The sequence below is a fragment of the Aggregatibacter actinomycetemcomitans genome (assembly GCF_023518055.1).
GTDB classification, from domain to species: Bacteria; Pseudomonadota; Gammaproteobacteria; order Enterobacterales; family Pasteurellaceae; genus Aggregatibacter; species Aggregatibacter actinomycetemcomitans.
Genome location: NZ_CP085096.1, coordinates 2,098,051 through 2,109,143 on the forward strand (window position 1 = coordinate 2,098,051; position 11,093 = coordinate 2,109,143).

Sequence of the window (11,093 nt, forward strand, 5' to 3'; positions counted from 1 at the left end):
GTTACTCCGCCAAATCCCGTTTAAAGACAAATTCCGTTTTGCTTGAGGACGCGCTGTCAAACCAATAACCGCCGAAGTCAAAATCTTTCAACTGCTCTACTTCCGTTACGCGATTTTGAATAATATAACGACACATTAAACCGCGGGCTTTTTTCGCGTAGAAACTGATAATTTTATATTTGCCGTTTTTATTATCCAGGAACACCGATTTAATGATTTGCGCCGTTAAATTCGACGGTTGTACCGATTTATAATATTCATCGGACGCCAGATTCACCAAAACATCGTCCTGTTGTTCATCAATCGCCTGTTGTAACGCCTGCATCACCAAACCATGCCAAAAGGCATACAAATCGGCGCCTTTGCCGTTGGCTAATTTGGTGCCCATTTCCAAACGATAAGGCTGAATCAAATCCAGCGGCGTTAACAGCCCATATAACCCGGACAAAATGCGCAAATGCTGTTGTGCAAACAACATATCGTCATTGCTTAAGGAATCCACGTCCAAGCCGGTGTAAACATCGCCTCTAAAGGCATACACCGCCGCTTTGGCATTGTGTTCGTTATGTTCCAACTGCCATTCGGCGAAACGTGCGGCATTCAACCCGGCAAGTTTGTCGCTGATAGACATGAGCGAAGCAATATCCGCCGGTGTCAGGCGGCGGCAAATGTCGATTAATTGTTGGCTTTGCGCCAAAAAGTGCGGTTGAAATTTCGGGAGTTTTTCCGGCACTGCGGACTGAAAATCTAAGGTTTTTGCCGGAGAAATAATCGCGAGCATAAAAATTCCTATTAATAAAAGCTAAATTGAAGTTAATTGCCAGTTAATCGGCGTAATATGGTGTTGTTGTAAATAAGCATTGGCTTGGGAGAAATGATGGCAACCGAAAAAACCGCGATGGGCGGATAACGGCGAAGGATGCACGGATGTCAGCACGCAATGTTTTTGTCTGTCAATAAACCGCCCTTTTTTCTGCGCCGGACTGCCCCACAATAAAAAGACCAGATTTTCCCGTTGTGAATTCAAGGTTTCAATCACTTTATCGGTGAAAATTTCCCAGCCCCAATTGGCATGAGAATGCGCCAGACCTTGTTCCACGGTTAACACCGAATTCAGCAATAACACGCCTTGCTGCGCCCATTCCAGCAAACAACCATGATTGGGAATTTGAAAACCCTCAATGTCTTTAGACAATTCCTGATAAATATTCACTAAAGAGGGCGGCGGACGCACACCATGTTTTACGGAAAAAGACAAACCGTGCGCTTGATTCGGACCATGATACGGATCCTGCCCTAAAATCACCACTTTCACTTGTTCAAATTCGGTTAATTTAAAGGCATTAAACACATCCGGCGCCGGCGGGTAAATAATCTTGCCCTGTTCGCGCTCCGCATGCACCCGTCCCAACACCTGCTGAAAATAAGGCTGTTGTTTTTCTTGTCCAATCACATCTTTCCAGGTTCTCATACCAAAATTCCAACACATTTCTTAATGAAATGGAATTATAAAGAACCTCGGGTAAAATTCATAGTAAGCGACGCAGTTTATTTGTTATAAAATTGTGATAAAAACAGCCTTATTCTGTTAAAAACACCTCAAAAATGCCAAATATTTTTGACGTGCATCAAATATTAAAAATTAATTAAAAAAAGACTTTGGTTCCAGGTCAAATTAATTTGAAAACTTCAAAATTTTTGATAAAATCCGCACCGTTCAATTAATATACAAACGCGCCAAATTTAGGAGGCATTTATGATTAAAGGTATTCAAATTACCCAAGCGGCTAACGACAATCTGTTAAACTCTTTCTGGTTGTTAGATAGCGAAAAAGGTGAAGCTCGTTGTTTATGTGCAAAAGGCGATTACGCTGAAGACCAAGTGGTTGCAGTAAGTGAACTTGGTAAAATCGAATATCGCGAATTGCCGGTAGATGTTGCACCAACCGTTAAAGTGGAAGGCGGTCAACACTTAAACGTTAACGTATTACGTCGTGAAACATTAGAAGATGCGGTGAAACACCCTGAAAAATATCCGCAATTAACCATCCGTGTTTCCGGTTATGCCGTACGTTTCAACTCTTTAACACCGGAACAACAACGCGACGTTATCACCCGTACTTTCACTGAAAGCCTATAATTTCAGGTTGAATTGAAAAGAAACCCCGAAGCGATTCGGGGTTTTATTTTTTCAAAACGCCGAAAAAAACGACCGCACTTTTCTTTTCTAGCGATTCCCATGCTTTTCAGGTACAATCCGCCAGTTAAATTTAATGACTTTTTATGAGAAAACTTACCTAGTTATGAAGAATATTCGCAACTTTTCCATTATTGCCCATATTGACCACGGTAAATCCACCTTATCGGATCGTTTAATCCAGACCTGCGGCGGGTTATCCGATCGCGAAATGGCGGAGCAGGTGCTGGATTCCATGGATCTTGAACGTGAGCGCGGGATCACCATTAAAGCGCAAAGCGTGACCTTAAATTACAACGCCAAAGACGGCGAAACTTATCAACTTAACTTTATCGACACCCCGGGGCACGTTGACTTTTCTTATGAAGTGTCCCGTTCCCTCGCCGCTTGTGAAGGTGCATTGTTAGTGGTGGATGCCGGGCAAGGTGTGGAAGCGCAAACTTTAGCGAACTGTTACACCGCCATTGAAATGAATTTGGAAGTGGTACCAATTTTAAACAAAATCGACCTGCCTGCCGCCGAACCTGAACGCGTGGCGGAAGAAATTGAAGACATTGTAGGTATTGATGCCATTGATGCGGTGCGCTGCTCCGCCAAAACCGGCGTGGGCATTGAAGACGTATTGGAAGAAATCGTGGCGAAAATCCCGGCACCCGAAGGAGATCCGAACGCACCGTTACAAGCCTTGATTATCGATTCCTGGTTTGACAATTATTTGGGCGTGGTGTCCTTGGTACGAATTAAAAACGGCACATTACGCAAAGGTGATAAAATCAAAGTGATGTCCACCGGGCAATCGTATAACGTGGATCGCTTGGGGATTTTCACCCCGAAACAAATGGATACCAACGTGTTAAATTGCGGCGAAGTGGGCTGGGTGGTATGTGCCATTAAAGACATCTTAGGTGCGCCGGTAGGCGATACGTTGACCCTACATAATCATCCTGCAAGTTCCGTACTACCGGGCTTTAAAAAAGTGAAGCCACAGGTTTACGCGGGGCTTTTCCCAATCAGTTCCGATGATTACGAAGCCTTCCGTGACGCGTTAGGTAAGTTAAGCCTTAACGATGCTTCTCTGTTCTATGAACCGGAAAATTCCACCGCACTTGGTTTCGGTTTCCGTTGTGGTTTCCTTGGGCTGTTGCACATGGAAATCATTCAGGAGCGCCTGGAGCGAGAATATGATTTGGATTTAATCACCACCGCGCCGACCGTAGTCTATGAAGTCGAACTTACCAATGGCGAGGTAGTCTATGTAGATAGCCCGTCAAAACTGCCGCCGTTAAACAATATCGCGGAGATTCGCGAGCCGATTGCGGAATGTAATATGCTGTTACCGCAAACCTATTTAGGCAATGTGATTACCCTGTGCGTGGAAAAACGCGGGGTACAGACCCACATGGTGTATCACGGCAATCAAGTGGCGCTTACCTATGAAATCCCGATGGGCGAAGTAGTGCTGGATTTCTTCGACCGCTTAAAATCCACCTCACGCGGTTATGCGTCTTTGGATTACGGTTTCAAACGCTTCCAGGCGGCGGACATGGTTCGCGTGGATATTATGATCAATGGCGAACGCGTGGATGCCTTGGCGTTAATCGTACACAAAGACAACGCGCCGTATCGCGGTCGTGAATTGGTAGAAAAAATGCGTGAGTTAATCCCGCGCCAGCAATTTGATATTGCCATTCAGGCTGCCATCGGCAATCACATTATCGCCCGTTCTACGGTGAAACAATTGCGTAAAAACGTTTTGGCGAAGTGTTATGGCGGCGACGTGAGCCGTAAGAAGAAATTGTTGCAAAAACAAAAAGAAGGTAAGAAACGCATGAAACAACTGGGTAACGTGGAAGTGCCGCAAGAAGCCTTCTTAGCCATCTTGCACGTTGGAAAAGACAAGTAAGGAAGTGTCAATGTCGAATTTATTTACAATTATTTTAATCGCTGTCGGATATGGTTTATGGAAGCTATTGGATCATTTCCAACTGCCTAACACCTTTTCAATTTTACTGATTATTTTCACCGCACTTTCCAGCGTGGTTTGGTGTTATCTGCGTTTTGGCGTATTGCCGAAACGCGCCAGACAAATAAGTCGGTTAGAACAACGCAGTGGAAAAACCTTAACGGATGAAGAAAAAGCGCAAATCGAACCGATTTCCGAAAGTGCCGAATTTACGGCGTCACTCTTTCCGGTGTTGGCGTTTGTGTTAATTATTCGCTCCTTTGTGTTCGAACCGTTCCAAATCCCTTCTTCGTCAATGGAACCGACCTTACGCATAGGCGATTTTATTGTGGTGAATAAATTTGACTATGGCATTAAAGATCCCGTCTTCCAAAACACTTTAATCAAAATGGGCAAACCGCAACGCGGTGACGTGATCGTGTTCAAAGCGCCGGAATCCCCAAGCGTAGACTACATTAAACGTGTTGTCGGCACGCCGGGCGATCGGGTCATTTATAATGATGTCAACCGTCACCTCACCATCATTTACGGTAAAGACGGCAAAGAATGCCTCACCGACTGCATCACCAAAGAGTTTAGTTACACCCAGCCGCAACCGAATGAAAATTTCCGTTTCATCTTAGGACGTGATTACGCAGGCAAGATTGTTTATGGTCCTTCCCCGTTGGAAACTATCGAAAGCGGCGATGTTTCCCATGCGATTCATTGGGCACCTGAAGTGAGAAATGAAAGTTTCCGCTATAAAGCCTTTGATAAACAGGACAATTACGTAACCGAATGGGTTGTGCCAGAAAATCACTATTTCGTGATGGGCGACAATCGCAACAACAGCGAAGACAGCCGTTTTTGGGGCTTTGTACCGGAACAAAATATCGTCGGCAAAGCCACCTACATTTGGCTGAGTTTGAAGAAAGAACAGGATGAATGGCCGACCGGCGTACGCACCGAACGGTTGTTCCAAAAAATCCAATAATTCAATATGAAAGAAAATCAATTAGAACGTTTACAACGTCAAATTAACTACAGGTTCCAAAATATCGAGTTGCTTAAACAGGCTTTAACCCATCGTAGCGCCGGACATCAACACAATGAGCGGTTGGAATTTTTAGGCGATGCCATTTTGAATTTAACCATCGGCGAAGCCTTGTTCCATCAATTCCCGAAATGTAACGAAGGGGAATTGAGCCGTATGCGTGCCACCTTGGTGCGCGAACCGACCCTTGCCCTTCTGGCGCGGGATTTTAAGCTGGGTGATTATATTTTGCTCGGTCAAGGGGAATTAAAAAGTGGCGGTTTCCGCCGTGAATCTATTCTGGCGGATTGCGTGGAAGCCATTATCGGCGCGATTTCACTGGACAGCAATCTGACAAATGCCACACAAATTGTGTGTCAGTGGTATCAGAATTTATTGAAAGAAATTAAACCGGGCGACAATCAAAAAGATGCGAAAACCCGCTTGCAGGAATATTTACAAGGCAATCGCCTGCCTTTGCCGACATACAATATCGTGAATATTCAAGGAGAAGCCCATAATCAATTGTTCATCGTGGAATGTTCCATCCAAAATAGTGACCGCACTTTTATCGGTAAAGGCTCCAGTCGTCGTAAAGCGGAACAGGCGGCGGCAGAACAAATTTTACAAGAGTTGAATATCAAATGAGCGAACAACAAAACCAAACTTACTGCGGCTTTATTGCTATCGTCGGTCGTCCGAATGTAGGCAAATCCACCCTGCTGAATAAAATCCTCGGACAAAAAATCTCCATCACCTCACGCAAAGCCCAAACCACCCGCCACCGCATTGTGGGCATTAAAACCGAAGGTGCGTATCAAGAAATTTACGTGGACACCCCGGGGTTGCATATTGAAGAAAAACGCGCCATCAATCGCCTGATGAACCGCGCCGCCAGCAGTGCTATCAGCGATGTGGAGTTGGTGATTTTCGTGGTGGACGGCACACACTGGAACGACGATGATGAAATGGTGCTAAACAAACTGCGCAAAACCAAAGCGCCGGTGGTGCTCGCCATTAATAAAATCGACAACATTAAAAACAAGGACGATTTGCTGCCGTTTATCACCGAAATCAGCAGCAAATTTAATTTCGCCGACGTCGTGCCGATTTCGGCCGAAAAAGGCAATAACATTAATGTGCTTGAACAAATCGTGCGCAAATCACTCCGCCCCGGCATACACCATTTCCCGGAAGATTACGTCACCGATCGTTCTCAACGTTTCATGGCATCGGAAATTATCCGCGAAAAACTCATGCGTTTTATGGGCGAGGAATTGCCTTATTCCGTCACGGTGGAAATTGAACAATTTAAAGTCAATGAACGCGGCACTTACGAAATTAACGGTTTAATTTTAGTGGAACGGGACGGTCAGAAAAAAATCGTCATCGGGCATAAAGGTGAAAAGCTGAAAAAAATCGGCACCGAAGCCCGCCTTGATATGGAACGCTTATTTGACAACAAAGTCCATCTGGAGCTTTGGGTGAAAGTGAAATCCGGCTGGGCGGATGATGAACGTGCCCTACGCAGTTTGGGCTATATGGAAGATTAAAAAAGGTGGGCATAACGCTCACCTTTTTATATGCCGAATGGATACGCCGACACACCCAAAGTGCGGTAGAAAAAACACCTGAAATTTCGACCGCACTTTTGCCTTATTTGCCGATACAAAACGAACTGAAAATATTCGTCAGCAAATCGTCAGAGGTAAATTGACCGGTAATTTCACTTAACGCGCTTTGCACCATACGTAGTTCTTCCGCCAATAATTCACCCGCATGGAATTGGGTTAATTGAACATGCCCCATTTGCAAATGTCGCGCCGCCAATTCCAACGCTTCCAAATGACGACGACGCGCCAGGAAACCGCCTTCCATACCTGTTTGATAGCCCATCGCCTGTTTTAAATGATCACGTAATAAATCTACGCCCTGCTGGGTTTTCGCCGACAAATTCACCACAGTATAGCCATCTTCTTCATATAAACGTTCCGCTTCGCCGCTTAAATCCGCTTTATTACGAATAATGGTCAGCGGAATGTTGTTCGGTAATTTTGCCAAAAATTCCGACCGCACTTTTGCCAAATCCTGTTCCGTATCGCTGCTATCCAACATCAACAAAATGCGATCCGCCTGCTCGATTTCATGCCATGCACGGGAAATACCGATGCGCTCCACTTCATCGGTGGCATCGCGTAGCCCTGCAGTATCAATAATATGCAACGGCATTCCGTCCAAATGAATGTGCTCACGTAATACGTCGCGCGTCGTTCCCGCAATGTCGGTTACAATCGCCGCTTCCCGCCCGGCAAGAGTGTTCAACAAGCTGGACTTGCCTGCATTCGGACGACCTGCGATCACCACTTTCATGCCTTCGCGTAAAATCGAACCTTGTTTTGCTTCGGCGCGAACCTTGTCCAGCTGCGCGATAATATCATTCAAGTGCCCTTCGATTTTGCCGTCGGCGAGGAAATCGATTTCTTCATCGGGGAAGTCAATCGCAGCCTCCACATACGTGCGCAGGTAAATCACCGAATCCACCAACTGATTTACCTTATTGGAAAATTCGCCCTGCAAGGATTTTAACGCCGAACGCGCTGCCTGCTCGGAACTGGCATCAATTAAATCGGCGATAGCTTCCGCTTGCGCCAAATCCAGTTTATCGTTCAAAAATGCCTGTTCGGAAAACTCGCCCGGACGTGCCAAACGAATGCCTTCAATGCGCAAAATCCGCTTTAACAGCAAATCCAGCACAACCTGCCCGCCGTGTCCTTGAAGTTCCAGCACATCTTCGCCGGTAAAGGAATTCGGTCCTTTAAAATACAGTGCAATGCCCTGATCCAAAACGGTTCCGTCCGCCTCTTTAAAAGGCAAATAATCCGCCATACGCGGTTTCGGGCATTTCCCCAACACCGCTTGCGCCACCTCAATGGCTTTATGACCGGATACACGCAAAATGCCGATTCCGCCGCGCCCCGGGGCTGTGGCTTGTGCTACGATTGTTTCTTTCATAAGTCTATTCTCAAAACATTGGATTTTGTGACCGCACTTTTTCCTTTAAAGTGTGGTCATTTTTTGATGCGTTTTTTAACTAAAATAAAAGGCACCGATACGTGCCTTTTCGATAGGAGTGATTCAACTATTTTTTATGACGGGTATGTAACCCTTTTTTCTCTAAACCACGGTAAATCAGTTGTTGTTGGATAATCGTGATTAAGTTGGACACCAACCAGTAAAGCACCAGACCCGCCGGGAACCAAAGGAAGAACACCATGAAGATTAACGGCATGAAGGTCATCACTTTTTGCTGCATCGGATCGGCAACCGGCGTCGGTGACATTTTTTGTAACAGGAACATGGAAGCGCCCATTAAGATCGGCAGGATATAATACGGATCTTGTGCAGATAAGTCTTGAATCCAACCGAAGAACGGTGCATGACGCAATTCAACGGCTTCCAAAAAAGTCCAATATAAAGCGATGAAAATCGGCATTTGTAATAACAACGGCAAGCAACCGCCCAATGGATTGACTTTCTCGTCTTTATACAGCTTCATCATTTCCTGGCTCATACGTTGACGATCTTCACCGAAACGTTCGCGCATTTCCTGCAATTTCGGTTGCAACATACGCATTTTTGCCATAGAAGTATATTGTGCTTTGGTGAGCGGATACAAAATCGCTTTCACCACTAAGGTGACACAGATAATCGCCACACCCCAGTTATGCACCAGTTTTTGAATAAAGGTCAACAACCAGAATAGCGGTTTTGCAATAAACCATGCCCAACCGTAGTCAACAGTTAAATCCAAATGGTTGGCCACTTGTGCCATTTCATTTTGTAACTTCGGACCAGTCCATAATTTGCTGGTTAAGGTTTCCGTCGTATTTGGTTGAATGCTGGTTACCGGACCGCGATAACCGATTGAACCGATGTTATTGGCTTTGTCGATTAAGGTGTAAAGCTGATTATCGGCATCCTGATTCGGAATCCAGGCAGAAACGAAATAGTGTTGCAACACAGCCACCCAACCGGCTTTGGTATTGATGGACAAGTTGGCATTTTCCATGTCGCTGAAACTGTATTTTTTATAATTGGTTTCGGAAGAAGAATAGGCGCCGCCGGTATAAGTCGGCATTGCCACATTACCGGAGCTTTCAACTAAAGTGTGTCTTAATTGACCATAAGGTTCCACTTCAATGGTTTTATCGCTTTGGTTATTGATTTCGTAATTGACGGCAATGTTATATTCACCACGTTTTAATGTGAAGACTTTACGATAGGTTACGCCGTCTTTCACATAAACAAGAGGTACGCTCAATTCATTCTGCCCATCGGCCAATTTAAAATTATCACCGTCTGCTTGATAGTCCGCGCGACCTGATTTGGTGTCAATCCCGTCTTTACCGATTAAACCGCTTTGTGCGATATACACATGTTGTGGTGTATTTTGTAGCAACATGAACGGGGTATTTGAATCTAACTCGGCGTCATATTTCAATAACTCGGAACTGACGACATCACCGCCCAATGTATTAATTTTCAAACAAAATACATCATTTTCCAAGGTGATGATTTTGCCTTTTGCTTGGGTGTCCGTTGCAATAACCGCATTACCCGCATTGGAAGAGGCAGGTACATCGGATGCCGATGCGGCGGTTTGTTCGGTTGTTACAGGTTTTGGCGTGTGATAATCCAGTTGCCATTGCTGATAAACAATAAAAGACATAAAGAGTAGTGCAATGACCAGCAGGCCTCGTCTTGAATCCATTATTTATTCTCTGTTTTGTTATTATTGATCTTCGGTGGAACGGGATCGTACCCACCCGTATTTAAAGGATGACATTTTAATATACGTTTAAGCGTAAGCCAACCACCTTTTAGCGTGCCGTGCGTTTTTACCGCCTCAATGCCATAACAGGAACACGTGGGCGTAAAACGGCAACGCGGACCGATTAACGGGCTGATAACGATTTGATAAAAACGAATTAATCCGATGAGGATTTTTGCGCTAAACGAATGTGTCGTTGCCATAATTTATCCAGCGTTTGCCATAAAGTGCGGTTGTTTAAAACACCGATTCCCTGTTTTGCCACAATCACAAAATCATAGTTCGGCAAATCATGTTGCGCTAAACGAAAAGATTCCCGGCATAATCGTTTAATCCGATTACGATCGTGGGCACGTTTCAGGTGTTTTTTTGCTACGGTTAAGCCTAAGCGGGGATGCTCAAGGTGATTTTGGCGGGCAAGAATGGTGATTTCAGGTGAACCGGCGCGGGACGGCTGTTGGAAGACATATTTAAAATGTTCGGGAGTTAACAAACGTAACTCCCTGGAAAAGTTTAGCTTAATCACATTGATATGCGATTATGCAGACAAACTTTTGCGACCTTTAGCACGACGACGGGCTAAAACTTGACGGCCATTTTTAGTCGCCATACGGGCACGGAAACCGTGAGTACGGCTGCGTTTTAATACAGAAGGTTGAAATGTGCGTTTCATTGTAATGTACCTAAGTCAAAATTAGTTTAACTGTTTCTATTTTAAACGTTTCAAAAACATTTAATAAACAAAGATTGTTGAAAAATAGGGAGCGGAATTGTAATCATAAATTCGATGCTCGTCAAATGAGATTCAGGAAAAACCCGGCAATCCGTTTAATTTTCCACCACTCACAGCATTTAAAAGCGAAGGAATTATACGGTTTTGGTTAAAAATGGCAAGCAACCTTTTTTGCTTTTTTTAGAAGCGGGTGGAAGATCTTTTTTTTCCTTTATTGTAAAATGATCGCCCTTCCAACCCCACTTTATGGCGAAAAAGTCAGTAAAAACCATATAAATTCAATGAAAAACAATGAGATAAAGGTTGGCAAAGTAGTCTAGGAAAAAACGTAAACCAATAAACAAGGGATATATTAAC

Annotated in this window: 12 protein-coding genes; 5 read left to right on the forward strand and 7 right to left on the reverse strand. The window is 44.6% G+C overall.

What is annotated here, in order from left to right; translation table 11 throughout:
• Position 1: 1 nt before the first annotated feature.
• Both yaaA and ung read right to left on the reverse strand, forming a co-directional pair.
• Positions 2-781, reverse strand: coding sequence for a peroxide stress protein YaaA (gene yaaA / locus LIN98_RS10305; protein WP_005572843.1), 780 nt, complete (start codon positions 779-781; stop codon positions 2-4).
• A 21-nt stretch (positions 782-802) separates the two neighbouring features.
• Positions 803-1,471 (reverse strand): uracil-DNA glycosylase, encoded by a 669-nt coding sequence (gene ung / locus LIN98_RS10310; RefSeq protein WP_148321750.1) that lies wholly within the window; start codon positions 1,469-1,471, stop codon positions 803-805.
• Between the two features lie 285 nt (positions 1,472-1,756).
• On the opposite strand from ung, the gene grcA reads away from it, so the two are divergent.
• From grcA to era, 5 genes are all read left to right on the forward strand, one after another.
• Positions 1,757-2,140, forward strand: coding sequence for an autonomous glycyl radical cofactor GrcA (grcA, locus tag LIN98_RS10315; protein ID WP_005539658.1), 384 nt, complete (start codon positions 1,757-1,759; stop codon positions 2,138-2,140).
• Between the two features lie 163 nt (positions 2,141-2,303).
• The gene (gene lepA, locus LIN98_RS10320; protein ID WP_005547224.1) at positions 2,304-4,100 is read left to right on the forward strand and encodes a translation elongation factor 4; all 1,797 of its coding nucleotides are present in this window, start codon (positions 2,304-2,306) and stop codon (positions 4,098-4,100) included.
• Positions 4,101-4,110: 10 nt separating this feature from the next.
• Positions 4,111-5,133 (forward strand): signal peptidase I, encoded by a 1,023-nt coding sequence (gene lepB, locus LIN98_RS10325; protein ID WP_005570305.1) that lies wholly within the window; start codon positions 4,111-4,113, stop codon positions 5,131-5,133.
• Positions 5,134-5,139: 6 nt separating this feature from the next.
• On the forward strand, positions 5,140-5,820 hold the full coding sequence (gene rnc / locus LIN98_RS10330) for a ribonuclease III (protein ID WP_005539664.1): 681 nt from the start codon (positions 5,140-5,142) through the stop codon (positions 5,818-5,820).
• Positions 5,817-6,725 (forward strand): GTPase Era, encoded by a 909-nt coding sequence (era, locus tag LIN98_RS10335; RefSeq protein WP_005539667.1) that lies wholly within the window; start codon positions 5,817-5,819, stop codon positions 6,723-6,725. Before rnc ends, era begins: the two co-directional genes overlap by 4 nt.
• Before the next feature lie 103 nt (positions 6,726-6,828).
• Here era and mnmE read toward each other — a convergent pair whose 3' ends face one another.
• The 5 genes from mnmE to rpmH all read right to left on the reverse strand — a co-directional run bounded on the left by mnmE (position 6,829) and on the right by rpmH (position 10,676).
• The gene (mnmE, locus tag LIN98_RS10340; protein ID WP_249856121.1) at positions 6,829-8,184 is read right to left on the reverse strand and encodes a tRNA uridine-5-carboxymethylaminomethyl(34) synthesis GTPase MnmE; all 1,356 of its coding nucleotides are present in this window, start codon (positions 8,182-8,184) and stop codon (positions 6,829-6,831) included.
• A gap of 127 nt (positions 8,185-8,311) precedes the next feature.
• Positions 8,312-9,943 (reverse strand): membrane protein insertase YidC, encoded by a 1,632-nt coding sequence (gene yidC, locus LIN98_RS10345; RefSeq protein ID WP_005589573.1) that lies wholly within the window; start codon positions 9,941-9,943, stop codon positions 8,312-8,314.
• Positions 9,943-10,206 (reverse strand): membrane protein insertion efficiency factor YidD, encoded by a 264-nt coding sequence (gene yidD / locus LIN98_RS10350; RefSeq protein ID WP_005547235.1) that lies wholly within the window; start codon positions 10,204-10,206, stop codon positions 9,943-9,945. The genes yidC and yidD overlap by 1 nt, the downstream gene beginning before the upstream one ends.
• Entirely contained in the window at positions 10,161-10,529 is a 369-nt protein-coding gene (rnpA, locus tag LIN98_RS10355) for a ribonuclease P protein component (protein WP_005539673.1), read from the reverse strand. The genes yidD and rnpA overlap by 46 nt, the downstream gene beginning before the upstream one ends.
• A gap of 12 nt (positions 10,530-10,541) precedes the next feature.
• Entirely contained in the window at positions 10,542-10,676 is a 135-nt protein-coding gene (gene rpmH, locus LIN98_RS10360; RefSeq protein WP_005539760.1) for a 50S ribosomal protein L34, read from the reverse strand.
• Positions 10,677-11,093: the final 417 nt, after the last annotated feature.

What these genes read in the sequence shown, in the direction of transcription:
- ung (WP_148321750.1), bottom strand. Translation starts at nt 1,471, where the DNA reads ATGAGAACCTGGAAAGATGTGATTGGACAAGAAAAACAACAGCCTTAT.
- grcA (WP_005539658.1), top strand. Translation starts at nt 1,757, where the DNA reads ATGATTAAAGGTATTCAAATTACCCAAGCGGCTAACGACAATCTGTTA.
- yidC (WP_005589573.1), bottom strand. Translation starts at nt 9,943, where the DNA reads ATGGATTCAAGACGAGGCCTGCTGGTCATTGCACTACTCTTTATGTCT.
- yaaA (WP_005572843.1), bottom strand. Translation starts at nt 781, where the DNA reads ATGCTCGCGATTATTTCTCCGGCAAAAACCTTAGATTTTCAGTCCGCA.
- rnc (WP_005539664.1), top strand. Translation starts at nt 5,140, where the DNA reads ATGAAAGAAAATCAATTAGAACGTTTACAACGTCAAATTAACTACAGG.
- yidD (WP_005547235.1), bottom strand. Translation starts at nt 10,206, where the DNA reads ATGGCAACGACACATTCGTTTAGCGCAAAAATCCTCATCGGATTAATT.
- lepB (WP_005570305.1), top strand. Translation starts at nt 4,111, where the DNA reads ATGTCGAATTTATTTACAATTATTTTAATCGCTGTCGGATATGGTTTA.
- mnmE (WP_249856121.1), bottom strand. Translation starts at nt 8,184, where the DNA reads ATGAAAGAAACAATCGTAGCACAAGCCACAGCCCCGGGGCGCGGCGGA.
- lepA (WP_005547224.1), top strand. Translation starts at nt 2,304, where the DNA reads ATGAAGAATATTCGCAACTTTTCCATTATTGCCCATATTGACCACGGT.
- rpmH (WP_005539760.1), bottom strand. Translation starts at nt 10,676, where the DNA reads ATGAAACGCACATTTCAACCTTCTGTATTAAAACGCAGCCGTACTCAC.
- era (WP_005539667.1), top strand. Translation starts at nt 5,817, where the DNA reads ATGAGCGAACAACAAAACCAAACTTACTGCGGCTTTATTGCTATCGTC.